This window comes from Prauserella alba, from assembly GCF_024171735.1.
In the GTDB taxonomy this organism is placed as follows: Bacteria; Actinomycetota; Actinomycetes; order Mycobacteriales; family Pseudonocardiaceae; genus Prauserella; species Prauserella alba.
In genome coordinates, this window is sequence record NZ_JAMTCH010000003.1 from 837,800 (window position 1) to 864,488 (window position 26,689).

General features: G+C 71.3%; 24 protein-coding genes and 1 pseudogene. 9 read left to right on the plus strand and 16 right to left on the minus strand.

Annotated elements, in window-relative coordinates:
• Positions 1-91: 91 nt before the first annotated feature.
• On the minus strand, positions 92-577 hold the full coding sequence (locus tag LY12_RS03770) for an anti-sigma factor antagonist (RefSeq protein WP_253853259.1): 486 nt from the start codon (positions 575-577) through the stop codon (positions 92-94).
• A gap of 594 nt (positions 578-1,171) precedes the next feature.
• Here LY12_RS03770 and LY12_RS03775 point away from each other — a divergent pair.
• Positions 1,172-1,474, plus strand: coding sequence for an iron-sulfur cluster biosynthesis family protein (locus tag LY12_RS03775; protein WP_183654643.1), 303 nt, complete (start codon positions 1,172-1,174; stop codon positions 1,472-1,474).
• Between the two features lie 191 nt (positions 1,475-1,665).
• On the opposite strand, the gene LY12_RS03780 is transcribed toward LY12_RS03775, so the two are convergent.
• The 5 genes from LY12_RS03780 to LY12_RS03800 form a co-directional block, all read right to left on the minus strand.
• Positions 1,666-2,778, minus strand: a complete 1,113-nt coding sequence (locus LY12_RS03780; protein WP_253853260.1) for a glycerate kinase — start codon at positions 2,776-2,778, stop codon at positions 1,666-1,668.
• Positions 2,775-3,749 carry a 2-hydroxyacid dehydrogenase gene (locus LY12_RS03785; protein WP_253853261.1) on the minus strand — a complete coding sequence of 325 codons (975 nt, stop codon included), beginning with the start codon at positions 3,747-3,749 and terminating at the stop codon, positions 2,775-2,777. Before LY12_RS03785 ends, LY12_RS03780 begins: the two co-directional genes overlap by 4 nt.
• A 375-nt stretch (positions 3,750-4,124) precedes the next feature.
• A complete protein-coding gene (locus LY12_RS03790) occupies positions 4,125-5,279 on the minus strand; it encodes an acetyl-CoA C-acetyltransferase (RefSeq protein WP_253853272.1) in 1,155 nt (384 codons plus the stop codon).
• A gap of 8 nt (positions 5,280-5,287) precedes the next feature.
• Positions 5,288-6,094 (minus strand): SDR family oxidoreductase, encoded by an 807-nt coding sequence (locus LY12_RS03795; protein ID WP_253853273.1) that lies wholly within the window; start codon positions 6,092-6,094, stop codon positions 5,288-5,290.
• Complete coding sequence (locus tag LY12_RS03800; RefSeq protein ID WP_253853274.1) at positions 6,091-7,305, minus strand: acyl-CoA dehydrogenase family protein; 1,215 nt, start codon at positions 7,303-7,305, stop codon at positions 6,091-6,093. Before LY12_RS03800 ends, LY12_RS03795 begins: the two co-directional genes overlap by 4 nt.
• Positions 7,306-7,377: 72 nt before the next feature.
• Between LY12_RS03800 and LY12_RS03805 the strand changes: the two genes are divergently transcribed.
• Genes LY12_RS03805 through LY12_RS03825 form a run of 5 tightly spaced genes read left to right on the plus strand, consistent with a single transcriptional unit; the run spans position 7,378 to position 13,245 of the window.
• Entirely contained in the window at positions 7,378-8,952 is a 1,575-nt protein-coding gene (locus tag LY12_RS03805) for a FadD3 family acyl-CoA ligase (protein WP_253853275.1), read from the plus strand.
• The gene (locus LY12_RS03810; RefSeq protein WP_253853277.1) at positions 8,949-9,854 is read left to right on the plus strand and encodes an enoyl-CoA hydratase; all 906 of its coding nucleotides are present in this window, start codon (positions 8,949-8,951) and stop codon (positions 9,852-9,854) included. The genes LY12_RS03805 and LY12_RS03810 overlap by 4 nt, the downstream gene beginning before the upstream one ends.
• A 1-nt stretch (position 9,855) precedes the next feature.
• The gene (locus LY12_RS03815) at positions 9,856-10,992 is read left to right on the plus strand and encodes an acyl-CoA dehydrogenase family protein (RefSeq protein WP_253853278.1); all 1,137 of its coding nucleotides are present in this window, start codon (positions 9,856-9,858) and stop codon (positions 10,990-10,992) included.
• The gene (locus tag LY12_RS03820; RefSeq protein WP_253853279.1) at positions 10,989-11,975 is read left to right on the plus strand and encodes an acyl-CoA dehydrogenase family protein; all 987 of its coding nucleotides are present in this window, start codon (positions 10,989-10,991) and stop codon (positions 11,973-11,975) included. Before LY12_RS03815 ends, LY12_RS03820 begins: the two co-directional genes overlap by 4 nt.
• The gene (locus LY12_RS03825) at positions 11,965-13,245 is read left to right on the plus strand and encodes an acyl-CoA dehydrogenase family protein (protein ID WP_253853280.1); all 1,281 of its coding nucleotides are present in this window, start codon (positions 11,965-11,967) and stop codon (positions 13,243-13,245) included. The genes LY12_RS03820 and LY12_RS03825 overlap by 11 nt, the downstream gene beginning before the upstream one ends.
• Here the strand turns inward: LY12_RS03825 and LY12_RS03830 are convergent.
• Complete coding sequence (locus LY12_RS03830; protein ID WP_253854869.1) at positions 13,232-14,023, minus strand: aldo/keto reductase; 792 nt, start codon at positions 14,021-14,023, stop codon at positions 13,232-13,234. The genes LY12_RS03825 and LY12_RS03830 overlap by 14 nt on opposite strands.
• Positions 14,024-14,237: 214 nt before the next feature.
• On the opposite strand from LY12_RS03830, the gene LY12_RS26060 reads away from it, so the two are divergent.
• On the plus strand, positions 14,238-15,953 hold the full coding sequence (locus tag LY12_RS26060) for a CHAD domain-containing protein (protein ID WP_253853282.1): 1,716 nt from the start codon (positions 14,238-14,240) through the stop codon (positions 15,951-15,953).
• Between the two features lie 154 nt (positions 15,954-16,107).
• Complete coding sequence (locus LY12_RS03840) at positions 16,108-16,956, plus strand: SAM-dependent methyltransferase (protein ID WP_253853284.1); 849 nt, start codon at positions 16,108-16,110, stop codon at positions 16,954-16,956.
• 122 nt (positions 16,957-17,078) lie between these two features.
• On the opposite strand, the pseudogene LY12_RS26340 reads toward LY12_RS03840, so the two are convergent.
• Positions 17,079-17,429: pseudogene (locus LY12_RS26340) on the minus strand (transglycosylase SLT domain-containing protein); the annotation flags it as partial.
• A 1,251-nt stretch (positions 17,430-18,680) separates the two neighbouring features.
• Here LY12_RS26340 and LY12_RS03850 point away from each other — a divergent pair.
• Complete coding sequence (locus LY12_RS03850; protein WP_253853286.1) at positions 18,681-19,145, plus strand: PPOX class F420-dependent oxidoreductase; 465 nt, start codon at positions 18,681-18,683, stop codon at positions 19,143-19,145.
• A 182-nt stretch (positions 19,146-19,327) separates the two neighbouring features.
• Here the strand turns inward: LY12_RS03850 and LY12_RS03855 are convergent, their stop codons facing one another.
• From LY12_RS03855 to LY12_RS03890, 8 genes are all read right to left on the minus strand, one after another.
• The gene (locus tag LY12_RS03855; protein WP_253853288.1) at positions 19,328-19,960 is read right to left on the minus strand and encodes a TenA family protein; all 633 of its coding nucleotides are present in this window, start codon (positions 19,958-19,960) and stop codon (positions 19,328-19,330) included.
• Positions 19,957-20,700, minus strand: coding sequence for a glutamine amidotransferase (locus LY12_RS03860; RefSeq protein WP_253853289.1), 744 nt, complete (start codon positions 20,698-20,700; stop codon positions 19,957-19,959). Before LY12_RS03860 ends, LY12_RS03855 begins: the two co-directional genes overlap by 4 nt.
• A 98-nt stretch (positions 20,701-20,798) precedes the next feature.
• The gene (locus tag LY12_RS03865) at positions 20,799-21,839 is read right to left on the minus strand and encodes a phosphotriesterase family protein (protein ID WP_253853290.1); all 1,041 of its coding nucleotides are present in this window, start codon (positions 21,837-21,839) and stop codon (positions 20,799-20,801) included.
• Positions 21,836-22,858, minus strand: a complete 1,023-nt coding sequence (locus LY12_RS03870) for an ABC transporter permease (RefSeq protein WP_253853292.1) — start codon at positions 22,856-22,858, stop codon at positions 21,836-21,838. Before LY12_RS03870 ends, LY12_RS03865 begins: the two co-directional genes overlap by 4 nt.
• Positions 22,855-23,691: an ATP-binding cassette domain-containing protein gene (locus LY12_RS03875; protein WP_253853293.1), complete on the minus strand. Its 837-nt coding sequence runs from the start codon at positions 23,689-23,691 to the stop codon at positions 22,855-22,857. The genes LY12_RS03870 and LY12_RS03875 overlap by 4 nt, the downstream gene beginning before the upstream one ends.
• Positions 23,688-24,701 (minus strand): substrate-binding domain-containing protein, encoded by a 1,014-nt coding sequence (locus LY12_RS03880; RefSeq protein WP_253853294.1) that lies wholly within the window; start codon positions 24,699-24,701, stop codon positions 23,688-23,690. Before LY12_RS03880 ends, LY12_RS03875 begins: the two co-directional genes overlap by 4 nt.
• Positions 24,686-25,609, minus strand: a complete 924-nt coding sequence (locus LY12_RS03885) for a carbohydrate kinase family protein (protein ID WP_253853295.1) — start codon at positions 25,607-25,609, stop codon at positions 24,686-24,688. The genes LY12_RS03880 and LY12_RS03885 overlap by 16 nt, the downstream gene beginning before the upstream one ends.
• The gene (locus LY12_RS03890; RefSeq protein WP_253853296.1) at positions 25,606-26,460 is read right to left on the minus strand and encodes a BtpA/SgcQ family protein; all 855 of its coding nucleotides are present in this window, start codon (positions 26,458-26,460) and stop codon (positions 25,606-25,608) included. Before LY12_RS03890 ends, LY12_RS03885 begins: the two co-directional genes overlap by 4 nt.
• Positions 26,461-26,689 lie beyond the last annotated feature (229 nt).

Here is a 26,689-nt window from a genome sequence, read left to right on the forward strand (position 1 = left end):
ATCGTCGCATTCGTTCGGGTGACCGCAGCCACCCGAACCAATGCGACGGCGGGCCGTGCCGGAGGTACGCCGCGTTCCCCGGCCCGCCGGGTCACACGGCCAGCACGGCCGTGTCGACGTCGGTGTGCACGGGGATCTGCTCGGCGAGGCCGGTTGCCTCCAGCGGGCGCAGCACTACGCGGCTGCCGGCGACGAGTGCCCAGCTCAGCCGGGAAACGGCGGCCTGTTCGGACAGTTCCGCGAGCACGGAGAGACCTGCCGAGCCGAGGAAGTCGACGCCGTCCAGGTCGAGCACGAGCCGCGCGGGTGCCGCGAGCTCCTCGTGGATCCACTTGCGCAGATCCGGTGCGGACGACAGATCGAGTTCGCCGCTCACGCGGGCGTGCACGATGCCGTCGGCACGGTGTTCGGCGTCGATGCGCATGCCGGAGGTGCCGACGGTGCCGGTCGGTCCGGTCTGCTCATAGGGCGCCCCGGCCGGGGTGAGCGCCGGTCCGAGCGCCCTATCACCGGCGCCGGCCGGGGCGCTGGTGCGGGCGGTCAACGGGCCGCGGTCCTGGGAATGGCTGGGTCGCACTGCGGTATCCCTCCGTCGGGTCGGCGAGCGCGGGATGAGAAACGGACATCCTTGTGCTGTGCATGTCGTCCGGACGGGATCCATCCGGGCGGAAAATCTGTGTCCGCCTTGCCTTTTCCACCGTAAGAACATCTGGGTGGGCTTTCAACTACAGGGTGGCGTCTCGCATGTGAGGTTCCTGTGGTGTGCGGCGTGTTTATCGCGACCGCACGGGCATACGAAGCCGGGCCGGAAAAGTTCCTGTCGGGGACTTTCGGAAAGTGTGGCGCGCCCGGTTGTCGCGGCCGGCCCAGGTGGGGCGATGGTGGACGCCTCGTCGCGGGTCAGGTGGGCGAGTACTCGTTGTCTCGTCAGGGTTCGGCGGTGGGCACGGCCAGGTCCCCGGGTGCGCGGTCGACGGCGTCGCCGACTGCCGGCGCGTATTGCCCGGACGTCGTCCTGGGAAATCGCCGGGAATGGGCCGCCCGGCCGTTCTCGTGGATTTTCCTGACGAGTCCGGAGCCGTGCCGAAAAGGGCGTGCCGGTAGGGCGATCGACGTGGCCGACGTTTACGGTGGGAATGGCAGCCCAAGCAACCGAAGGGAAATAGCGACCATGCTTGCGATGACTGACGCTGCCGTGGAGGCGATCAGCGCGCTGACCGCCCAGGACGGTCAGGATGCCGCCGGTCTCCGGTTCGCGGTCCGGGAAGAGACGGAAGAGGGCGCTCAGCTCGCGCTTTCGGTCGCTCCGGGCCCCGAAGAGGGCGACCAGGTGCTGGGCACTGAGAGCGGTGCGCGGGTTTTCCTCGAGGAGAAGGCGTCGTCGTTCCTCGACGACAAGGTGCTGGACGTCCAGCAGGACGAACAGGGCCAGCTGAACTTCGCGGTGATGCAGCAGCCGGAAGGCGAAGGCTGACGCACCCGCTGTCGAGCGCGAGGCCGGCATCCGGACCCGTCCGGATGCCGGCCTTCGTCGTGTCGGGGCCGTGCCGGGTGCTCCGGCGCCGTCGTCACGCAGCGCCGTCGTCCTGCGGCACTGTCGTTGCGCGGCGCTGTCGCAACGCGGTGCCGTAGTTCGGGCGCGCCGCCGCTACGGGTCGGCGGCGTTCACCCGGACCGCGCCAGGTCGGCGCTGTGACGACGGAGCAGCGTGGCGGCGTCGCGCACGGCGACGTCGACCGACGGTGCGTGGTCCGCGAGCGCGACGGCCGCCGTGATCCCCGCGGCGGTCAGCTGCTCGGACGGCAGCGCGACCCGGCCCGCGATCGCGGCGACCCTGGCGCCGTGGCGCCGCGCGATAGCGGCGATCCCGGCGGGCGCCTTGCCCGCGAGGCTCTGGGCGTCGAGTGATCCTTCGCCGGTGATGACCAGGTCGGCGCCCACGATCGCGTCGGCCACCCCGGTGAGTTCGACGACGAGGTCGAAACCCGACTCCGCGGTCGCGCCGAGTGCGGCCATCGCTCCGCCGGAGATGCCACCGCCGGCGCCTGCGCTGGTCCGGTCCGTGAAGCCCAGTGCCTCCGCCCACCGTTCGAGATGTGCCCGCAGGGCTGTGACCTCCGCCGGACCCGCACCCTTCTGCGGGCCGAACACGGCGGCAGCGCCGTCGGGGCCGTGCAGCGGGTTGGTCACGTCCGTCGCCACGCGCACCCGGGCGTCGCCGAGCAGCGCGCGCGTCTCGGTCAGGTCGACGGAGACGACGTCGGCGAGCGCCCCGCCGCCGAGCCCCACGGGGCTTCCGGTGCTGTCGGTGAGACGGGCACCGAGCGCCTGCAGCATGCCGCTCCCGCCGTCGGTGCTCGCGGTGCCGCCGACGGTCAGCACGATCTGCCGGGCACCCCGCCGGAGCGCGTCGGCGATCAGCTCGCCGACACCGTGGGTGTGCGCCGCCAGGGCCACGTCCGGCGACGGCGTGACGTGCTCGATGCCGCAGGCGCGGGCCGACTCCACGTAGGCGGTGCCGTCGAGCATGACGTACCAGGCCTCGACCGGCTCGGACAGCGGCCCCGACACGCGCCGGTCGATGCGGGTTCCGCCCGCCGCCAGCAGCACGTCGAGCGTTCCCTCGCCACCGTCGGCGACCGGGCACAGTGCGATGTCGGCGTCCGGGAGTGCGTCGCGCACGCCCGCGCCGATGGCCTCGGCGGCCTCGACCGCGGTCAGACTGCCCTTGAACTTGTCCGGTGCGACGACCACGCGCCGCGGGGTCGGTGCGGTCACGGTGTCACCTCGGTGAGCGGTGGTTCGCCCGCCAGCACGGCGAGCACGTTGCGGGCGGCCAGTGTCGCCATGGCGGTGCGGGTTTCGACCGTCGCCGACCCCAGGTGCGGGGCCAGCGCCACGTTGTCGAGGTCGAGCAGGCCGGGGTGGACGTCGGGTTCGTGCTCGAAGACGTCGAGACCGGCGCCCGCGATGGTGCCCTCGCGCAGCGCCGCGGCGAGTGCGGCCTCGTCGACGACCGGCCCGCGGGTGGTGTTGACCAGGAACGCCGTCGGTTTCATCGCCGCGAGCGCCTCGGCGTCGATGAGGTGGCGGGTCTCGGTGGTGAGCGGGCAGTGCAGCGACACGACGTCCGCGGTGGCCAGCAGCTCGTCCTGCGGCAGGTACGTGGCGTCGAGGCTCGCCTCGACGTCGGCGGGTGCTCGGCGGCGTCCCGTGTAGACGACGGACATGCCGAACGCCTGTGCCCGCGCCGCCATCGCACGGCCGATCTGCCCGAGTCCGACGACGCCGAGCGTTTTGCCCTGCAGGCCGGAGCCGAGCATGAACCCGAGGTGGAACGACCACGGGGTGCGCGAGCGCAGCAGGCGTTCGCCTTCACCGAGGCGGCGCGTGACCGACAGCAGCAGGCCGAACGCGATGTCGGCGGTGGCGTCGGTCAGCACTCCCGGCGTGTTGGTCACCGTGATGCCGCGTTCGGCGAGCGCCGGGACGTCGACGTTGTCGTGGCCGACCGCCACGTTCGCGACGACCTTCAGTCCAGGGCCCGCGGCGTCGGCGAACGCGGCGTCGACCCGCTCGCTCAGCGTGACCACGGCTGCGTCGGCCCCGGCGAGGACCTCGTGCAGCTCCGCTGCGGGCAGTGCGCGGTCCGGCTCGGGCAGCCACACCTCACCCACCTCGCGCAGCAGCGCCACGGCGTCGTCCGGGATCCACCTGCTGACCACGATCCGTGGTGTCGTGCCGGTCATCGCATCGCTCCTTCGTCGCACGCGCCCGACGGCACCCTATCGAGGAGTGCGGTCGTCGTGCCGCCTCCGCGCCTCGTGTTGTCGATTCCGGGGGCCGTGTTGCATCGCCGCGGGGTCGTGTTGTCGATTCAGGGGCGGGGTGGCGATGCGTGGAACAGCCTCGGCGGTCCCCGTGGTGGCGTGGTTCGACCGCATGCCGAGGGTGTCGACATGGCGATGTGGCGTCACCCGCGGCGCAACGCGGTCCGACGGAACCACGGTGGCGCAACACGGGCCCCGGGGAAGGGCGACACGTTTCCCCGGAGACCGCAGCGCGAGCCCCGGAGGGCGCAACACGGGCCCCGGGAAGCGCAACACGGTGGGGTGCCGTCGGGATCAGCCGAGGCGTTCGATGATCGTGACGTTGGCGGTGCCGCCGCCTTCGCACATGGTCTGCAGGCCGTAGCGACCGCCGCGGCGTTCGAGTTCGTGCAGCAGCGTGGCCAGGAGCTTCGTGCCGCTGGCACCGATCGGGTGGCCCAGTGCGATCGCGCCGCCGTTGACGTTGACGCGGTCGGGGTCGGCGCCCGTCTCGTCCAGCCAGGCCAGTACCACGCTCGCGAACGCCTCGTTGACCTCGAACAGGTCGATGTCGTCGACCGACAGCCCGCTCCGGCGCAGCGCACGCGACGTCGCGGGGATCGGGCCGGTGAGCATCCACACCGGGTCGGCGGCCGAGACCGACAAGTGGTGGATCCGCGCCCGCGGGGTGATCCCGTGCTCGCGGACGTACGCCTCCGACACGACGAGCGCGGCGCTCGCACCGTCCGAGATCTGGCTGGCCGTCGCCGCGGTGATCAGTGAGTCGGCCGCGAGGGGCTGCAGTGCGGCCATCTTCTCCGGGGTGGTTCCACGGCGAGGGCCCTCGTCGGCGGCGAGTGCTGCCACCGCGGTGAGTTCACCGGCGAAGGCGCCGTCGTCAGCGGCGCGCAGGGCGCGCTGGTGGCTGCGGTAGGCGTAGGCCTCCATCTGTTCGCGGCCGATGTCCCAGTGCCGGGCGATCATGTCGGCGCTGCGGAACTGCGAGATCTCGACGTCGTCGTAGCGCCGGCGCCAGCCCTGCGAACCGGAGAACGGATCGTCGAAGCCGTAGTCGCGGCCCGCCAGCATCGCGGCGCTGATCGGGATCGCGCTCATGTTCTGCACGCCGCCGGCGATCACGGCGTCGGCCGTGCCGGACAGCACCGCCTGCGCGGCGAAATGCACCGCCTGCTGGCTCGACCCGCACTGACGGTCGACGGTCACCCCCGGCACATGGTCCGGCATGCCCGCGGCCAGCCATGCCGTGCGCGCGATGTTGCCCGCCTGCGGGCCCAGCGTGTCGGTGCAGCCGAGGATCACGTCGTCGACGGTCGCCGGGTCGATCTCCGCACGTTCCACGAGCGCCCCGAGAACGTGCCCGCCGAGATCCGCGGAGTGCACGGTGGACAGTGCGCCGCCGCGTTTGCCCACGGGGGTGCGGACGGCGTCGACGAGGTAGGCCTCGGCCATGGTTCCTCCTACGGATGCTGACTCGACACGGACACGGTCTCGCCCGTGAGATAGGTGGCGTAACCCGACGCGAGCCACACCATGACGTTCGCGATCTCCCACGGTTCGGCTCCGCGGCCGAATGCCTCGCGGCCCGCCAGTTCGGTCAACAGCTCCTCGCTGGTGACCTTGGCGAGAAACGGGTGTGCCGCCAGGCTCGGTGCGACGGCGTTGACGCGGATGCCGTGTTCGGCCACGTCCATGGCCGCGCAGCGGGTCAACGCCATCACGCCGGCCTTCGCGGCCGCGTAGTGCGCCTGGCCCCGCTGCGCCCGCCAGCCGACGACGGAGGCGTTGTTCACGACCACCCCGCCGCCGCCCTGGGCGACGAACCGCCGGGTAGCCGCGCGCGTGCACCGGAACGTGCCCCCGAGCGTGATGTCGAGCACGCGGGCCCATTCCTCATCGGACATGTCCAGAATGGACTGTGTGCCGCCGAGGCCCGCGTTGTTGACCATCACGTCGAGCCTGCCGAAACGGGTGCACGCCGCGTCCACGAGCGCGACGACCTGGTCGTCGTCGGTCACGTCACACGGAACCGCGTGCACCTCGCCGAACTCGGCCAACTCCCCGGCCTTCTCCGCCAGTCGGCGTTCGTGCCAGTCGCTCACGACGACCCGCGCGCCTTCCTCGAGACACCGCCGCGCCGTCGCCGAGCCGATTCCCGTGCCCGCCGCGGCCGTCACCGCGACGATCTTGCCGGCCAGCAGGTCATGGGGTTTCGGGTACTCGGGTGGTTCCGCGTGATCGGGTGCGGTCGCCGGCGTTCCGGTCATCGGCGCTCCTCCGTGCTCCTGGGTTCCTTCGGCAGTCCGAGTACGCGCTCGGCGATGATGTTGCGCTGGATCTCGTCGGAACCGCCGTAGATGGTGTCCGCGCGGCTGAACAGCAGCAGCCGCTGCCACTCGTCGAGATCGCCGCCGGTGACCAGACCGCGCGCGCCGCGCGCACGGATCGCCAGCTCGCCGAGCCGCCGGTGCCAGCCCGCCCACAGCAGTTTTCCCACCGCGACGTCCGGGCCCGGTTCCCGTTCCAGCGTGCGCAGCGCGTGTGCACGCAACACCCGCAGTTCCATCCGTGCGCGCACGAGGTCGTCGCGCAGCACCGGGTCGTCGATCGTGCCCGTCGCCCGCGCCTGCGCGACGATGCCGTCCAGCTCGCGCCGGAACCCGATCTGCTGGCCGAGGGTCGACACGCCGCGTTCGAAGCCGAGCGTGCCCATCGCGACGCGCCAGCCGTCGCCCGGCTCGCCGACCACCATGCCCGCCTCGGTGCGAGCGCCGTCGAAGAACACCTCGTTGAACTCCGAGGTCCCGGTGAGTTGCGTGATCGGGCGGACGGTCACGCCGGGCTGATCCATCGGCACGAGCAGGTACGAGAGCCCGTGGTGCCGTCGCGAACCCGGTTCGGTGCGTGCGAGCACGAAACACCAGTCGGCGACATGCGCCAACGACGTCCAGATCTTCTGGCCGTCGACGATCCATCCCCCGCCGGCTGCGCCCCCATTCGCGGGGGAACTCCCGTTCCCGTCGCCGTGGGCCGCGTCGTCGAGGCGGGCCGTGGTCGACACCGCGGCCAGGTCCGAGCCCGCGCCCGGTTCGGAGTAGCCCTGGCACCACAGCTGCTCGACCGCGCGGATCGCGGGCAGGAACCGGCGCTGCTGCTCCGGCGTGCCGAAGGCGATGAGCGTCGGACCCAGCAGCTGCTCGCCGAGGTGGCTCACCCGCGCGGGCGCGCCCGAGGCCGCGTACTCCTCGTGGAAGATCACCTGCTCGGCGACCGACAGGCCACGTCCGCCGAACTCGGTGGGCCAGCCGAGGCAGGTCCACCCCGCGGCCGCGAGGTGGCGTTCCCATGCGAGGCGTTCGTCGAACGCCTCGTGTTCGCGGCCGGGCCCGCCGAGTCCTCGCACGCCGGCGAACTCGCCGGTGAGGTTGTCGGCGAGCCAGGTGGCCACCTCTCGCCGGAATCGCTCGTGGTTTTCCACTCACACCTCCTGCTACCGTGCGCTAGCATAATAAGAACACGTTCTAGATTTCTCGTCCAGCAAGGGAGCGGGATGAGTGAGACAGTAACTCCGGCGACGATCCCGAATGCGCTCCAAGCAGCGTCGAAGCGTTTCGGTGACGGGGAAGCGATCGTGGACGGGCAGGTGCGGATCACGTTCGATCAGCTTCTGGAACACGTTCGCACCGTGGCGCGGGCACTGCTCGCCCGCGGCGTCCGTAGCGGTGACCGGGTGGCGGTGAACTCGCCCAACACCCATCACTGGGTGATCGCGGCACTCGGCGTGCACTACGCCGGGGCGACCCTGGTACCCGTCAACACCCGGTTCACCGGTGTCGAGACGGTCGACCTGATCCGCCGCAGCAGGGCGACGGCCCTGATCGTCGCAGGCGACTTCCTGGGCACCGACCGGCTCGCCGAGGCCAGGGCCGCCGCGGCCGAGGGTGACCTCGACACCCTCCGGCTGATCGTGAGGGTGCCGCTGCCGGGGCCGCTCGCACCCGACCCGGTCGCCGTGGACTGGGACGACCTGGTCGACGTGGCGGCGGCCGTCGAACCCGCCGAGGCCGACGCGCGGGCCGCCGCCGTCGCCGGCGACGACATCGCCGACATCCTGTTCACCTCCGGCACCACCGGGCGCAGCAAGGGTGTGCTGTCGGCGCACCACCAGTCGCTGGACGTCGCCGCGGCATGGGCCGATCGGGGCGGGCTGAACTCCCGCGACCGGTATCTCGTCGTGAACCCGTTCTTCCACAGCTTCGGCTACAAGGCGGGCGTCCTCATCGGACTGCTGAGCGGGGCGACGCTGTTGCCGCAGATCACCTTCGACGCGGCCGCCGCGCTCGAGCTGATCGGGCGCGAACGCGTGTCCGTGCTGCCTGCGGCCCCGACCGTGTTCCGGACACTGCTCGAGCACCCGGAGCGCGCGGCGGCGGACCTCTCATCGCTGCGGCTGGCGGTCACCGGCGCGGCCACGGTGCCGGTGACGCTCGTCGAACGGATGGGTGGCGAGCTCGGGTTCGACACCGTGCTCACCGCCTACGGCCTGACCGAGGCGGTCGTCGCGACGATGTGCGAGCCCGGCGACGATCCGGCCACCATCGCGCGCACCTGTGGCAGGGCGGCGGCCGGGTTCGAGGTGTGCATCGGCGAACGCGACGAGGTGCTCCTGCGTGGCCCGAACGTGATGCGCGGCTATCTCGACGACCCCGACGCGACGGCGCAGGCGATCGACGCAGGCGGCTGGCTGCACACCGGTGACGTGGGCCGCCTCGACGAGGCGGGCAACCTGTCGATCACCGACCGGCTCAAGGACATGTACATCTGCGGCGGTTTCAACGTCTACCCGGCCGAGGTCGAACAGGAACTGTCCCGTGTGGACGGTGTGCGCGAGGTGGCGGTGATCGGCGTGCCCGACCCGCGGCTCGGTGAAGTGGGGAAGGCCTTCGTCGTGCCCGCGGACCCGGCTGCGGGTGACTCGCCGTCGGAGGAGTCGCTGCTCGAACACTGCACGCAGCGGCTCGCGAACTACAAACGTCCCCGCTCGGTGGAGTTCGTCGGCGAACTGCCGCGGAACGCGTCGGGGAAGGTCCTGAAACGCCTGCTGGGCAAGGAGAGGGTGGCATGACCGAGAACAGTGGCATGACCGAGAACAGCAGCGCCGCGGGCACCGACGAGGAGACCGTGCGCTACGAACGCCGCGGCGCTGTCGCCGTGGTGACGATGAACCGGCCCGAGTACCGCAACGCCCAGAACTCGGTGATGACCTACGCGCTCGACGCCGCCTTCGCGCGTGCGGTCGACGACCCCGAGGTGAAGGTGATCGTGCTGGCGGGGGAGGGCAAACACTTCTCGGCGGGGCACGACATCAGCTCGCCGGGGCACGACATCAGCTCGCCGGGCCGCGACGTGGACGTCAGCTACGACCGCAAGGCCGTGCTGTGGTGGGACCACACCGACCGCGAGGGCGGCGATCGCCGGTTTGCCCGCGAGTCGGAGGTGTATCTCGGCATGTGCCGGCGCTGGCGGGAGATTCCCAAGCCGGTGATCGCCTCGGTGCAGGGTGCCTGTATCGCGGGCGGGCTGATGCTCGCGTGGGTGTGCGACCTCATCGTCGCCTCCGAGGACGCGTTCTTCGCCGACCCGGTGGTGCGCATGGGCATCCCGGGCGTCGAGTACTTCGCCCACCCGTGGGTGCTCGGGCCCGCCGCCGCCAAGGAGGTGCTGCTGACCGGGCAGCGGTTCGGCGCGCAGCAGGCCAAGGAGTGGGGCATGGTCAGCAGGGTCGTGCCCAGGGAGGAGCTGCAGGACACGGCCATGGCCCTCGCCGACACGATCGCCGAGATGCCCGCGTTCGGTCTCACGCTGGCGAAGAAGGCCGTGAACCAGGCGCAGGACCTGATGGGCATGCGCTCCGGTATGGACTCGGTGTTCGGCCTGCACCACTTCGCACACGCCCACAACGCCGAGACGCAGGAAGACCCGCTGGCGGGGCAGACGGCGAAGTCGATGCGCGAGTCGGGGAGCTGACATGGACCTCGACATCGATCAGGAGTCGGCGGCCTTCCGCGACGAGGTCCGGGCGTGGCTCGCCGCCAACGTGCCGCGTCCGGGCCTGCCGTCGATGGACACGGCCGAGGGATTCGCGGCCCATCGGGAGTGGGAGGCGCGGCTCGCCGAGGCGCGGCTGTCGGTCGTCACCTGGCCCGCCGAGTACACCGGCCGGGACGCGTCGCTGCTGCAGTGGCTGCTGTTCGAGGAGGAGTACTACGCGGTGGGCGCACCCGGGCGCGTGGGGCAGAACGGCATCTTCATGCTCGCCCCCACGTTGTTCGCCCACGGCACCGCGGAGCAGCGCGACCGCATCCTGCCCGCGATGGCGCGGGGCGAGCAGGTGTGGGCGCAGGCGTGGTCCGAACCGGAGGCGGGCAGCGACATCGCCGCACTGCGCAGCCGGGCGGTCCGCACTCGCGGAGGCTGGCTCGTCTCGGGGCAGAAGACGTGGAGCTCCCGGGCGGCGTTCGCCGACCGGGCGTTCGGCCTCTTCCGCAGTGACCCCGACTCGGAGCGCCATCGCGGGCTGACGTACCTGATGCTCGACCTGCGCGCCGATGGCGTCACGGTGCGCCCGATCCCGCAGCTGGACGGCGAGCCGGGATTCGCCGAACTGTTCTTCGACGAGGTGTTCGTGCCCGACGAGGACGTGATCGGCGCGCCCGGCGACGGCTGGCGGGTCGCGATGACGACCGCCAACAACGAACGCGGGCTGTCGTTGCGCAGCCCGGGGCGGTTCCTGGCCTTCGCGGACCGGCTGGTGCGGCTGTGGGGAGACCGCGGCGAGCCCACCGCGACGATGTCGCGCGTGGCGGACGCGTGGATCGACACCCGCGCGTACCAGCTCTACACCTATGGCACGGCGACCCGGCTGGCCGACGGTGAGCAGCTGGGACCGGAGTCGAGCGTGAACAAACTGGCCTGGTCGGACGTCGACGTCGCACTGCACGAGACGGCTCTCGACGTGCTCGGGGCGGACGGCGAACTGGCCTCGCCGTGGGTGGACGGCTACCTGTTCTCGCTGGCGGGTCCGATCTACGGCGGTACGGATCAGATTCAGCGGAACACGATCGCCGAGCGAGTGCTGGGCCTGCCGAGGGAGGAACGCCGATGAGGTTCGCGTTGTCGCCCGAGCAGCGGGATTTCGCCGCGGCGCTGGACGAACTGCTGGCGGGCTCCGACACGCCGGGAGTGGCGCGGGAGTGGGCCGAGCGGCGGTTCGAGCCCGGCAGGAAACTGTGGCGGGAACTGGCCGACCTCGGGGTGTGGGGTCTGCTGGTGCCGGAGGAACACGGGGGAGCCGCCGCGGAACCCGTCGACGCCGTGGTGGCGCTGGAGGCGTGCGGGTATCACGCGGTGCCGGGCCCGGTCGTGGAGACGGCCGCGGTGGCGCCGCGGCTGCTCGGTGGTGGCGAGCTCGAGCGCGTCGCCGCGGGGGAGTCGATGGTGACGGTGGCGATCCCGCCCGAGGTGCCCAGGGCGCTGGACGCCGACGCGGCGGACGTCGTGCTGCGGCTGGCCGGGACATCCGCCGTACGGCTGTCGTCCGATGTGGACTCCGCGGGCCGGATGCCGTCGATCGACGCGGCGCGGGGCCTGTTCCCGGTGGGCGAGTCCGGTGAGGCGCTCGGCCGGGCGCGGCCCCATGCGTACGCGCTGGGCGTGCTCGGCGTGTCCGCCCAGCTGCTCGGCGCGGCCCGGCGGATGCTGGCGATGGCGACCGAGTACGCGGCGCAGCGGCGCCAGTACGGCAGGGCGATCGGGCAGTACCAGGCCGTCAAACATCTGCTCGCCGACGTCACGGTGCGCCTGGAGCTGGCGCGGCCGCTCGTCGACGGAGCGGCGGTGACAGTCGCCTCCGGCGCAGGCGAGGCCACGGTGCTGCGGGACACGTCGGCGGCGAAGGTCGCCGCGACCCGCGCGGCGCTGCTCGCCGCGCGCACCTCGCTACAGGTGCACGGCGCGATCGGCTACACGGCCGAACACGACCTCGGCCTCTGGCTGACGAAGGTGCGTGCGCTCGCCGGTGCGTGGGGCACCGCGGACGCCCACCGCACGCGCGTGCTGACGGCCGTGCGAGGTGAGCATGCCGGCTGAGGACGGCGAGGCGGAACGCGAGGCCCTGCGTGAGGCGGTGCGCGGATTGCTGGCGAAACACTCCGACATCCGCGCCGTGATGGCCTCCCGCGACGGGTACGACCCCGCGGTGTGGTCGAAGCTGAGTGAGCAGATCGGCGTCGCCGGACTGACGATCCCCGAGAAGTACGGGGGCGCGGGTGCGGGCCTCGCCGAGGTCGGCGTCGTGGCCCACGAGCTGGGCCGCACGCTGACGCCGAGTCCGCTGCTCGGATCCTCGGTGCTCGCCGCACGACTCATCGGGGAAGCCGCCGGCGAACCGGACCGCGCCCGGCTGCTGCCGGGCCTGGCCGACGGAAGCCGGGTAGCCGCCGTGGCCTGGACCGGTGAGGACGGCAGGTGGTCGGATCGGCCTGCCGTCACCGCCCGCCGCGGCGGCGCCGACGGCCCGGTACCGAACAGTGCCGCGTCGAACAGTGCCGCGCCCGACGGTGCCGCCTCGGCCGTGCTCAGCGGTACGGCCGCGTACGTGCTGGACGGGGACGAGGCGGACACGCTGCTGGTGCCGGCCGCGGAGGGCGAACAGGCGCGGCCTGCGCTGTACGAAGTGGACGCCGGAGCCGCCGGAGTGAGCCGCCGCGACGCCGAGGCGCTCGATCCGCTCCGCCGCCTCGCCACCGTCACGCTGTCCGACGTCACCGGGACCCGGCTCGGCGAGCTGCCTGCGCCTGCGCTGCGGCGGGCGCGGGCCGAGGCGGTGGTGGTACTCGCCGCGGAGCAGACCGGCGCGGCCGAGCGGGCTTTGGAACTGACGGTGGAGTACACGCTGCAGCGCCGCCAGTTCGGCAGGCCGATCGGGAGTTTCCAGGCCGTCAAACACCGCCTGGCCGATGCGTTCGTCCGGCTGGAAACCGCCCGGTCGGCGTGTCACTCCGCGTTCGCGTCCGCGGCGGGCTGCAGTGGGCCGGACGACGAGGACGTGGCCGTGGCCAAGGTCGTGTGTTCGGAGAGCCTGCAGCACATCGCCGCGGAGATGATCCAGTTGCACGGCGGCATCGCGATCACGTGGGAACACGACGCCCACCTGTACTTCAAACGTGCCCACGGCAGCGCCGCGTTGTTCGGCCGGCCGCAGCGCTACCTCGACGAACTGCGTTACCTCGACGACCAGGGCCACCTCGACGACCAGGGCCACGTCGACGAGGCGGGTGTGGCCGTCCCGGCTCCTGGCTCCCGGCGCGCCGGGAGCCAGGACGTCGTGACGGGGGCGGCAGACGTCAGCGGTGGTTGAACGTGTCCGGGTCCGGCCCGGTCCGCTCGCCCCGGTCGAGTCCCGCCAGCCGTGTCATGTCGTCGTCGTCGAGCTCGAAGTCGAACAGGTGCAGGTTCTCGGCCATGCGGGAGGGTGTGACCGACTTCGGGATGACCACGTTCCCGAGCTGCAGATGCCACCGCAGCACGAGCTGCGCGGGCGTGCGGCCGTGTTTGGCGGCGAGGGCCGTGACGGTTTCGTCCGCGAGCAGGTCGCCGCCCTTGGCGAGCGGGCTCCAGGCCTCGGTGACGATGCCGTGGGCCGCGTCGTACTCGCGCACCGCGGACTGTTGCAGGAACGGGTGCTCCTCGATCTGGTTGACCGCGGGCACGAGGCCGGAGTTCTCCGCGAGGGTGTCCAGGTGGTGTGGCTGGAAGTTCGACACGCCGACTGCCCTGGCCCGGCCCTCGGCGTTGATCCGTTCCAGTGCGCGCCACGTCTCCGGGTACAGGCCTGCGCCGGGGACCGGCCAGTGGATCAGATACAGGTCGACGTAGTCGGTGCCCAGCGCGGCGAGGCTCGCGTCGAACGCCCGCAGTGCCGCGTCGTAGCCGTGCGCGTCGTTCCAGAGTTTCGTGGTGAGGAACAGGTCCTCGCGCGGGATGCCGGAGTCGCGGACCGCCCGGCCCACGCCGGACTCGTTGCCGTACAGGGTCGCCGTGTCGATGCTGCGGTACCCGGCCTCGAGCGCCGTCGTCACCGCGACGGCCGTCTCGTCGGGCGGCACCTGGTACACCCCGTACCCCACCCGCGGCATGGTCACGCCGTTGTTCAGTTCCACGGTCGGAATGTCGATCTCGGTCACGTCGCTGCGTCCTTTCGTGTCGATGCAGGGGCGAGTCTCGCCCATTCGGAGTCGGCGGGCACGGTGCGGGCCCGGGCCCGGTGATTCGTCGGCGATGCCGAAACCGGCGCTGCTGCCGTACAATTCCCGGCTCCGGCGCTGACGCGACGTGCAGGAGGAGGCCGCGGTGGGAAAGAACGAGGCCGCTGTGCGAGAGGACACGGAACCGCAGACGGCGGTCTTCGGGACGGTGCGCGTCGACGGCGCGGCGACACGGGGCGAGGCCGCTGCGGTGCTGGCCGCGCTGGAGCCGGCCGTGCCGCCGCGGTACACGCTCGAGGCCGGTCCGCGCCGGATCCGCACCAGGACCTACCTCGACACCGCCGACGGGCGGCTGCGGCGCAAAGGCGTGCGGCTGACCCACGATCGCGCTTCCGGCCCCGGTTCGTTGACCGCGACTCGCGGCGACGTCACCACGAGCACGTCGTTGTCCGGACCACCCGAATGGCCCGCCCTCGCCGGTGAGCTGCCCGACGGCGACGTCCGCGAGCTGGTCGCCGGACCGATGTGGGTGCGTGCCGTGGCCCCCGTGTTGCGTGCCCGCACGGTGACGCGTGAGGTGCGCGTGCGGGACAACGGGGGAGCGGTGGTCGCCGGTCTCGTCTGGTGGGAGACGACCGTGCAGGAGCCGGTGCGCACGGCGCCGCTCATGCGTGTCGACGTGCACACCACGGGAACCGGTAAGCACGCGAAGCGGCTCAGGAAGGCCCTGTGCGCCTCCGGAGAGGGGCGCGGTGGCGACGACGAGGGCGAGGCCGCCGGCCGGACCTTCCACAAGCACTCCGGTGATCTCTACGAGGAGTTGCTGGCCGCGGCCGGGCTGCCGGACCGGCCGGAGCCCCCTGAACTGTCGCCCGACATGCCCGCCGACGTGGCCGTCGCACTCGCGCTGCGGGCGCAGGCCCGCGCGATCGCCGCCAATGTGGACGGCACGATCGCCGACGTCGACACCGAGTATCTGCACGATCTGCGCGTGGCGGTGCGGCGGACCCGGTCGCTACTGAAGCTCGCGGGTGACGTGCTGCCGTCGCGGCCGGTCGAACGGCACTCCGCGGCGTTGTCCTGGCTGGGCGAGGTGACGGGGCCGACCCGTGACCTGGACGTCTACCTGCTCGGGTTCGACCACCTCGCGGGCAGGCTCACGGCGGCCGCGGCGGAGGACCTTGCGCCGCTGCGCGACCACCTGCACCGCGAGCGCGACAGGGCCCGGCGCGCGCTCGTCCGCGCGCTGCGCACCCGCCGGTTCTCGCGACTGCTGGAGGAGTGGCCCGCGGCGCTGACGGAGGTGATCGAGGCCGGTGACCGGGACGCAGGGGACACTGCCGGCGCCGACGTGGCCGACGTGGCCGACAGCGGTGCGGCTGACAGCGGAGAGGTGGCCGGCGGGGCGGCACCCGTGCCCGACGTCAGGACGTTCGTGCGGGACCGGCTGGCGCGCACGGCGAAGAAGGTGACACGCAAGGCCGCTGCGATCACCCCGGAATCGCCTGCCGAGGACGTGCACAACCTGCGGAAACGGTGCAAGGAGCTGCGGTACCTGCTGGAGTTCGCGCGGCCGCTGTGCCCGGCCGCCGAGCATGCGGCGGTGGTGAAGCGGCTCAAGAAGCTCCAGGACATCCTCGGCGCGTTCCAGGACGGTGAGGTGCAAAGCGATGGGCTGCGTGCGCACGCCGAGCGGATGCACGAGGCGGGACGCGCTCCCGTCGGCACGCTGCTGGCGATGGGCGAACTCGCGGGCGCCTTCGCGGCCGACCAACAGCAGGCGCGCCACGAGCTCACCGCCGCGTTGCGCCGGTTCCTCGGTGAGGACATGCGGGCCCGGATCCCCGCGCTGGTCCGCTGACCGGCCCGAAGCGTGCGGGGACACGAGCGCGCGAAGCCGTGCTCGTGTCCCCTGCCGGGACGCTCCGCGCCGGGTGGGAACCGGTGTGCTCCCTCGGTAGGGTGACGTCAGCGGTTGATCAACGATGCGTCCGCGGGGACGACGAGGAGGAACGATGGCGCCGAACGACCAGGGCTCCGTACCGGAGGGCGTGGACCTGGAACGTCCCAATCCCGCGCGGATCTACGACTGGTTCCTCGGCGGGACCAACAACTGGGCCATCGACCGCGAGTTCGGGGCGAAGGCCGTCGAGACCTTCCCGATCGTGCGCACGATGGCACGCGTCGGCCGGGAGTTCCTCGGCCGCGGCGTGCAGTACCTGGCCGATCAGGGCGTCACCCAGTTCCTCGACCTCGGATCCGGCGTGCCGACGGTGGGCAACGTCCATGAGATCGCCGATTCGATCAACACCGACAGTCGCTGTGTCTATGTCGACAACGAGTCCGTGGCGGTGGCCCATTCGCGGGTGCTGCTCGAACAGGAAGGTGACCCGACGCGCCACGCCGTGATCCACGCCGACCTGCTCGACGTCGACGAGGTGTGGGAGGCGGCGCTCGACACCGGGGTGCTCGACCCGACGAAGCCGATCGCCCTCATCGCGGTCAACGTGCTGTACTTCTTCGGCCCTGACGACGATCCGCACCGCGTCATCCGCGACTACATGGACCGGCTCCGGTCCGGCTCGTATCTGCTGACCTCGCACCTGACGTTCGACGGCGTTCCCGATGAGGGCCAGAACGAACGTGAGGCGATCAAGGAGCAGTACGCCCGTTCGAGCTCGCCCCTGTTCATCCGATCTCGCGACGAGTTCGCGCAGTTCTTCGACGGGCTCGACCTCGTCGAGCCGGGCATCACGTGGACCCCGGAGTGGAGGCCGGAGCTGCGCACATCGCCCGCCTCGGAGGAGTTCCGCGGCAATCCGGGGGCCTCGAGCGGTTTCGTCGGCCTCGGCCGCAAGCCCTGAGCCGGCCTCCCGGGACACGAACGGGCCGCTCGGAGATCCGCCGGATCTCCGAGCGGCCCGTGTGCTCCGAACCGGTTCACCGGCTGCGGTGACGGTGCGGTGCAGTCGGCTGCGCCGCGTGCTCAGTAACCCTGGTAGTCGCCGCCACCGGCCATCGAGGAGAGGCCGGGGTGCTCGTCGAAGCTGCCGTACCGGTCCAGCGTGTACCGGACGCCGGCGATGATGTTGTCGACCGGGTTGTAGATGTCGTCGTGGCCCGCCAGCTTGTGGGCGTCGAACGTCGGGTCGATGGTCTGCATCAGACCCTTCGACGGGATGCCCTTGGCCGCGTTGCTGTCCCACAGGTTGATGGCCCGCGGGTCGCCGCTCGACTCCTTCTCGATGATCGTGCGGATCTCGTCCCGCTTCTCGTGCGTGATCGGCACGTCGTTCTGGCGCAGTACGTCGATGGCACGGTTGATCCAGCGGTCGACCTGGTCGAACTGCGGCTTCGGAGCAGGCTTGGGCTTCGCCTTCGGGGCGGGCTTGTTCGCCGCCTTCTTCTCGGTCTTCTGCTCGGCCTGCTGCTCCTGCTGGGGCTCGGCCTGCTGCTGACCGCTCTGCTTGTCCTCGTCGTCGCCCTGGCCGGCGGGCTGGGCCTGGCCGGAGCCGCCGGTCTGCTCCGGCTTCTCCGAATCGGAGGCCTTCTCACCGAGTTGGGCGACGCCGAAGTGGCTGTGCGCACGGACCACGCCGGCGTTCTGCGCCGCCGAGTCGGCGGTGCGCTGGGTTGCGGCCGGGTCGACCTGCTCGTCGGCGAACGCGGCCTGGCCGACGACACCGGCGAGGGCGGTGGCGAGCAGTCCGACGACGGCGTAGCCGCGGACACTCTCCTTCAAGGAGGAGTTCAGTTTCGGGGAGCTCGGGGTCAGGGCCTTTCGCGCGAAGATGTTCTTCGCGTTCCGGGGGATGTCGTTCCACTCCACGGGGTGGTTCTCCTTTTTTGTTTCGCGTGCCGACCGGTCGGGGTTCCGGGTCGGCAGGCTCGCGACCGTGCTGGGGAACACGCGGGGTTGTCGCGAACACCTTCCTAGAGATTACGAAACAGCAACGGAGAAGTCACGGATCGGTGTCGTGGAACACAGATCGTTTTCCGTAAGAAGGTTTAGGCGTCGATGAGTCGGCTTTCTTTGACTCGCGCCAGACAACTTCGCGAACGTATCAGAAACGGGGCCGGATTGGCCAAGTCCGTCGCCGGTGGCGCCGTGGCCAGCGAAAAGTGGGACACGTGTGAGTGATCGAGCAGGTGGTGACGGTCGCGGTGGCGGCATTGCGTGGGTGTCCGGTCACGGTTGGTTCATATCACTCGGACGTGTCATCGTGCTGGGCGTGTTGAAGCTAATACACTGTGTAATTAGTGAACACGTAACGTGAATACCGCTCGTGATTCATTCGCGAAAATGTATTGGTAGAGACATTTCACGAAGTTGAAAAATGATCACCGAGGTTCGGAATGATCGCCGAGTCGTCAATGATCGGGAACCGTATCCGCGGTGCCGATGATCGTGAGCCGTTCCCCGTGGGTGCGGGTCGTGGCGAGCGGCCGCCGCGGGCGAGCGCTGCGGTGGAACGGTTGCGGCGGGGCGAGACGGCAGCGTGCCGGTACAGTCCGGTGACCGGGCCGACCGGTGATCGGGTGCCGGCAGCCGGGCAGATCAGCAGTCGAGGGACCGGGAGGTCACGAGGTGCCACGCATCGCCACCGCCGAACAGGTCGGCAAGGACGAGCTCCTGGAGTTCGTGCGGCCGCGGCACCGCACGGTGCTCATGACGACCCGGGCCGACGGCAGGCCACAGTTGTCGCCGGTCACCTGTGGGGTCGACGAACGCGGCCGGATCGTCGTCTCCACCTACCCGAGCCGCGCGAAGACCCGCAACGCGCGACGGAATGCGGCCGTGTCGCTGTGTGTGCTCTCCGAGGAGTGGAACGACGCGTGGGTGCAGCTCGACGGCACGGCCGAGGTGCTCGACATGCCCGACGCGCTCGACGGTCTCGTCGAGTACTTCCGCGGCATCTCCGGCGAGCATCCCGACTGGGACGAGTACCGGGAGGCGATGCAGCGGCAGGGCAAGTCGCTGCTGCGGATCACGATCGACGACTGGGGACCGATCGCCACCGGCGGGTTCCCTCCCGAACTCGCGGGCGACTGAGCCCGCGTCCCCGGCCGACCCGCCGTGGTCCCCTCGCGAACCGTTCCCGAGGGGCCACGGCGGCCTCCAGGCGGTGGCCGTCGGCTGGTGCGGCCCGCCCGCCGATCATCGACCGGCCTTCCGCGGTCACCGGGCCGTGGCCACTGTTCGGCGGCTGCAGGTACACCGCTACAGATACACGGCTACAGATACACCGCGTCGTGGAAGGTGATCTCGGCGTCGAGCATTCCGGTGAACCATGCGGCGAGCCGGCCGTCGGGCACGTCGGCGGGAAGTTCGTCGACGGCCGCGCCGAGTGCGTCGACGCCGGAGACGAACGGGTCACGGGCGTGCAGGGCGACCCAGTCGGCGATCGGCCCGGCGGGCGGTGTCCCGTCGCGGTGGGTGCGGGTGCACCAGGTCAGATACAGCGTCTCCGCGGCGAACATGACGGTGGTGACAGCCGCGTAGCCGCCGTCCTCGGCGACCGCGACGGCGTAGTCCGACAGCACCGAGGCGGCGCGGCGCGCCGCCTCGGACACGTCCGCCGCGACCGGCCACGCCGCGCGCGCCGCCGTGAAGTACTCCGTCTGCTCGGTCGTCAGCCCGTGCAGCGCCTCGGCGTTGCGGGTGACGGCTCGCCAGTGCGGTGCCTGCCAGGCGGCGAGCCCGTGCAGCCGAGCCGCGGTGTCGACGAATCCGGCTTCGAACTCCAGGTACCGCGCGAATTCCGGGTCACCGATCGTGCCGTCGTGGACGTCCCGGACGAACCGCATGCCCGTCGCCCGTTCGAGCGCGGGCGTGCAGGTGCGCAGGAGCCGGCGCGATCGGCTCACGCCGCGAGCCAGTCGATCAGGCCGCCGAACACGGCCGCGTAGCCCGGCCACTGTTCGCAGAACTCGGGCGGGGCCCAGTGCGGTGAGCAGTCGGAGGTGAACACGGCGGTGCGGCCGTCGCCGTAGCCGCCGACCGCGACGAGTGGGTCGTCGCCGATCGTGGCGAGGACGTCGGTGGCGGGCCGCGGGCGCACCCGGTTGTAGCCGAGCAGCCGCGGCCACTCGCCGCTCACCCCGCCGAGCGCCGGATGGTCGGCGACGACCCGCCCACGGGCACCCGCCGGCAGCTCCACCCGGTCGTCCTCGGGCAGCAGGTCCACCGGCAGCACCTCGTGCAGCACCGTGTTACGGTAGGCGGCCTTGGCCTCGAACCCGGTGAACGACAGGTAGCCGCCCACCATCAGCAGGCCCCCGCCCGCGCCGACCCAGTCACGCAGCGCGGCGAGGCGGTCGCCACCGGGTCGTGCCCCTTCGAAGACCGACGGCGCGAGCTGCACCGAGTTCGCGCCGATGTCGGACAGCACGACGGCGTCGTAGGCATCCAGCGCCGCCCGGTCGTCGGGGAAGTCCGACGGCACGAGGTGCGCGGGCAGGTGTACGACGTCGTGCCCGCGCGAGGTCAGTGCCGTCCGCAGCGGCGCGACACCCTCGACGTACGAACTCGTGACGAACGAGTCCACTCCTTTGATGTGCGTGGACTGCGTGATCCAGCTTTCACCTGCGATCAGTACTCGTGCCACGGAGAGGTTCCCTTCCTGGTTGCTGGTCGAGACCCCGGCTCGGGGATGCGGGGCCGGTGGTGAAACGTGATTCGGTGGGGATGCGGCGGGTGGGTGTCTCAGGCGCGCGCGGCGGCCTCGAACAGTCGTGCCGGGTTGGCACGCAGCAGCGCCGACGTCACCTCGGCGGGCACACCGAGTTCGTGCAGTCGGGCCGTGAACAGCGTCGGCACGTACCGGAAACCGTTGCCGCCGTGTGCGGTGAGCATGCTCTTGAGGAACACGTCGTGGCTGAGCAGCAGCCGGTCGGCGAAGCCGTCGCCGATCAGCCCGGTGATCGCCCTGGCCGTGTCGGCCGGTGCGGGTGACTGGCCTTCCCCCGGGTAGCGGAACGGCATGCCGATCATGTCGAACTCCAGCCAGACGCCGCGCCGCGCGACGGACCGCTGGTACTCGGCGTCGTGGCCGGACGGGTCCATGTGGCACAGCACGACGGCGCCGGGCGCCGCGCCGACGTCGTCGAGGACGATGTCGAGTACCTCGTGGGCCCGGCGCTGCCATCCCGGCAGGTGCACGTACAGCGGGACGCCGGCTTCGCGCTGCGCGACGGCGGCGGCGCGCAGCGCGAGGCCTTCGGCGTCGGTGAAGGCGGGGGAGACGCCGATCTCACCGATCACTCCGGGGGAGATTCCCGAGGTGCCCGCGCCCGTCCGGAACTCGTCGAGCAGCGACGCCGCCAGCGTCTGTTCGTCCGTTGTGGACAGGCCGGGTGGGTGGAACTTCTCCAGGTACCAACCCGATCCCATGACGATCCGCACTCCGGTGCGTACGGACAGCTCCTTGAGCGCCGACGGGTCCCTGCCCAGTCCCGGTGGGGTGACGTCGACGACCGTGCCGCCGCCCGCCGCGGCGAACGCCGCCAGATCGTCGGCCACCGGGCCCGGGTCGTCCAGCGTGCAGTGGTCACGGCACGCGTACGGCTCCTCGCGCAGCAGCCAGGCGATCTGCGGGCCTGTCTCGGCGTCGCGCAGCCACGCCAGCCCCGGATCGGCGGGCGGGCCGACCGCCGCCCGCACGTCGTTGTGCAGATGCTCGTGGGTGAGGGTCAGCCCGAGGTCGGTGGCCGCGACCCTGCCGGTGACCGTGGTGACGGCGGTCATGTGCGCCGTGCCGTCAGGTGGGAGACCAGCTGGGCGAGCGACCGCCCGCGCAGGTTGATCCAGATCGCCGCGATCAGCACCAGGCCCGTCACGATCGGGGTGAGGAACGGGCTCACGCCCATCAGCGTCAGGCCGTTGGCGATCATGCCGGTGATCAGTGCGCCGATGACCGTGCCGACGATCGTGCCGCGGCCGCCGAACAGGTTCGTGCCGCCCAGCACCACGGCCGCGATGACGGTGAGCTCGAACCCCTCCGCCGCGTTCGCCGACCCCGAACCGAGCCGTGCCGCCGTGAGGATGCCTGCCGCTCCGGCGGCGAGGCCCGTCAGCATCAGGGTGATCATCTTGATGCGGCGCGTGTTCACGCCGGCACGGCGCACCGACTCCTCCTGTGCGCCGATGCCGTTGACGTAGCGGCCGAAGCGCATGCGTGACAACAGGATCCCGCCCGCGACGGTGGTCGCCAGCGCGATCCACGCCAGCGCCGAGAAGCCGAGGAACTCGGCCTCGCCGATCTTCGCGACGAACAGCCGCCGGTCGATCGGGACCGAGAAGCCTTCCGTCCACAGCAGAGCGAACCCTCGGATGATCGACATCGCCGCGAGGGTGACGATGAACGGCGGAATGTTCTGGTACGCAGACAGCCAGCCGTTGACCGAGCCCCAGAACAGGCCCGCCAGCAGGCCCACCACGATGACGAGCGACGAGTCCAGGCCCAGCTGCAGCAGCTCGGCCGTCATCGCCGCCACGAACGCGACGGTGGAGCCGACCGACAGGTCGATCTGCCCTGTCGTGATCACGAACGTCATCGCGATCGCCACGATCAGCGTGATCGCCACCTGCGTCGCCAGATTCGACATGTTGCCGAACGTCAGGAAGTTCGGCGACGCCAGCCCGAACCCGATGAACAGTGCCACCGTGACGCCGAGCATCGCGACGGTCGCCTTGTTCACCCGTTCCCACCACGACGGCTGTGCCGCCAGGTCCCGCTGCGGCGGGGACTCGACCTGCGTCGTCATGCGGCCTCCTCGGTCGTGGTGTTCGAGCGGGTGATCATCCCGACGAGCGTCTCGATGTCGAGGTCGGCGATCGCGGCGTCGTCGACGCTCCGCCCCTCGTACATGACGGTGATGCGGTCGCACACCTCGAACAGGTCCTGCAGCCGGTGGGTGATGAGGATGACGCCGACCCCGCGGGCCGCCACCTCGCGGATCATGCGCAGCACCTGCCGCACCTCCGCGACCGCCAGCGCGGCCGTGGGCTCGTCGAGGATCAGCACCTTCGGCTGGAACGACACGGCGCGGGCGATCGCGACCGCCTGCCGCTGCCCGCCGGAGAGTTCGCCGATCTCCTGGTACGTCGAGCGCACCCGTACGTGCAATGTGGACAGCATCTCGGCTGCCTGACGGTGCATCTCGGCACGGTCGACGAACGGTCCCCGGCGTGGTTCCCGGCCGAGGAACAGGTTGCTGGCGACGTCGAGCGTGTCGCACAGGGCCAGGTCCTGATAGACGATGCCGATGTGCTCGGCGCGCGCGTCGGCCGGGCTGTGGAACCGGACCTGCCTGCCGCCCACGGTGATCGAGCCCGCGTCGTGCCGGATCGCCCCTGCCAGGACCTTCATCAGCGTCGACTTTCCCGCGCCGTTGTCGCCGACGAGGCCGAGTACCTCGCCGGTGCCCAGCCGGAGGTCGACCCCGCGCAGCGATTGCACCGCGCCGAACGACTTCGTGATGCCCTCGAGCGTGACGAGCGTGTCGCCGCTCCGTCCATCACCGCTCCGTCCATCACCGCTCCGCCCATCAACGACCTGCCCGTCACCGACCTGCGTGCCGCTGCTCTCGTGACTCATCCCCGCTCCAGGTAGTAGAGGTACTCGGACACGTTGTCCGGGGTGACGATCTGGGTCGGCACCGGAATGTCGGCGGGCACGTCGCGTCCGCAGACCAGATCGATCGCCGCGTTCATCGACTGATAGCCGAACTCGAACGTGTTCTGCTGCACGACACCCTTGATCCAGCCGGCGCGCAGCCCGTCGACCGCCTGTGCCGACAGGTCCCAGCCGACGACGTCGATGTCGTCGCTGCGCTGCTGGCTCGTCACCGCAGCGGCGAGGCCGATGAGGGCGGGTTCGCCGGTCGCGTAGGCGTACGGCAGATCCGGGTTCCCGGTGAGCAGGTTCTCGGCCACCGTCTGCGCCTGCTCCTGGATGTTGCGACCGTCCACCACGTGCCGGATCGCCATGCCGCCCTCGGTCACGCGGTCGGTGAAGCCCTTCTGCCGTTGGAGCTGCACGGTGCTGTTGAGGGCGCCGACGATCCCGACGTCGCCCTCGCCGCCGCTGAGTTCGAGCAGTGCCTCGCCGAGCTGCTGGCCGCCCTCGGCGTTCGCCGTGCCCACCTGCGTCGAGACCGCCTTGTCGTCGACGACGGCGTCGACGGCGACCACCGGCACTCCCGCGGCGTCCGCCCTGCGGATCGCAGGCCGGATGCCGTCGGTGTCGACCGCGTCGACGATGATCGCGTCGAAGTCGTTCGCCACGAGGTTGTCGATCGCGTTCGCCTGCTTCTGCGAGTCGTCGTCACCGTTGACCACCTGCACGTCGGCGCCTGCCTGCTGTGCGACGTCCTCGGCGCCGGTGATGATCTGGTTGAAGAACAGTGCCTGCAGGTTGATCGGCACGATGCCGATCTTCGGCCGGCCGCCGTCGACCTCGCAGGATTCGACCACCTCGGCCGGCGGGGGCGGGCCCTGCTGTTGGGCCCGCGCCTCGGCCGCCATCTCCCGCCGTGCCGCGGTGTCGCAGGCGGTGGCCACGAGCAATGAGCCCAGTGCGGCGAGCGCGATCAGCTTGCGTCGCATGGTGTTCGCTCCTTTCCGGGCGACCCGCTGTCCGGGCCGGATCCGCCGGTGTCGAGACGGGACTGCACCGCGGCGCGGTGGGGGAGTCCGGCGCGCGCACCGGCGCGCGTGCAGGACAGTCCTGCGGCCACGGCCGCGAACCGGGCGGCGCGTGCGGGTGGGGTGCCCCGTGCGAGTTCGGTGCAGTAGGCGCCGACGAAGCAGTCACCGGCGCCCGTCGAGTCCACAACGGACACCTCGATCGGTGGGATCGACTCCGGCTGCCCTTGCGGCGGGATGAGCAGCGCCCCGCGGCCGCCGTCGGTGACGACCAGGTGGACGCCGTGTCGGCGGGCCAGCTGTGCGCAGGCGTCGTCGTCGCCGAGCAGTGCCGTCGCCTGGGAGCGCCCGAGCACGACGTGCTCCGCGGCGGTGAGCGCGGCGAGCGCCGCGGCCCGGGTCTCGCAGCCGTCGAGATCGACCACCACCCGGGTTGCCCTGTCCGGCAGGACCGAGGCGGCCTCGGGGAAGCGGTAGCCGTCCAGGTAGAGCCAGCCGCCGGCGGCCCGCCGGGCCGCTTCGGCGATGTCGGCGCCGTCGAGGTCGTCGTCCTGGCTGATGATCGATCGTTCGCCGTCCGGGGTGAGCAGCACGAGTGCGGTCGTCAGCTGTGCGTTCCGGCGGGTGGGGCTCACGTCGACGCCGTCGGCGGCGAGGGTGTCGAGGAAGGCCGTCGACAGGGCGTCCGTGCCGACGGCACCGGCGAACCGGGCGTCGGCGCCGAGCCGGGCGGCGGCCGCCGCGGCGTTGGCCGCCATGCCACCGTCGCCCCGCTCGACCGCCACGGCCTGGATCCGCTGCCCGGCGGCGGGCAGGGCAGGTACGGCGGCGGTGACGTCGCTGTTGGCGTACCCGCAGAACACGATCACGGCAGGACCGCGCCCGCCCGCTCGGCGGCCGTGGTCAGTTCGCGGACCTTGGCCGGATCGACGCGTCCCCACCAGCGGCCGTTGTCTTTCACCGACGAGGCCACGATGACGCCGTCGCAGGCGGGCAGTAGCTCGCCGATGTTGCCGGAGGTGATGCCGGAGCCGATGACGACGGGCAGGCTCGTGTGGTCCTTGATGCCGGCCACCTCGTCGACGGCGGCGGCGTCGCCGGTACGGGAGCCGGTGGCGATGAGCACGTCGGCGTCGAAGAACTCGGCGTCCTCGGTCTGTTCGGCGAGCGTTCGGTCGGCGACGATCGCGTGGGCGCCGTGCTTGACGTGGACGTCGGCGAACACCTTCACCGGGCCCGCGCCGATGCGGCTGCGATAGCGGGTGGCGTCGGCCGCCTGGCCTTCGATGATGCCCTCGTTGGCGACGTAGGCGTTGGCCCACTGGTTGACCCGCACGAATCCGCCGCCGCCGGACCACGCCGAGGCGATCGCGCACTCGGCGGCGTTGGACAGCACGCTCACTCCGACGCTGCGGTCGGTCGCGTCCTGTACGGCGGCGGTGACGACGGCCATCGCGGCCGCCGTTTCGTAGCCGTGCCTGCCGGGTTTCGGGAACGGGATGTCCCAGTGGTTCTCCACGATGACGCCGTGGCAGCCGCCGTCGAGGTACGTGCGGGCCTCGTCGACGGCGAACGAGCGGATGTCGGCCATCGGCGTCCCGGTGTAGTGCGGGCTGCCGGGCAGGGCGGGCAGGTGCACGACGCCGAGCACGACCTTGTCGGTGCCGAACAGTTCACGCAGTGCGTGCGGTTTGGGAGGGAAGACTCCGAGAGTGCTCATCTGTGCTCTCTGTGCTCGGTGGGGTGTCGGGAGGCGGGTTCGGCGAGCGCGGCGGTGCCGCGGCCGCCGACGGGTGTTCGGTCGCGGGAGGCGATGACTCCGGCGTGTGCAATCGATTGCCTGGCGAATTGCGGAGTAGGTTAGAGAGATGTTCGGTGAAAGGTCAATGGTTTAGCCTGGGACGAGGCCAGGGGAACCGATTAAGTTCCGGTGTCACACCACGCGGAGA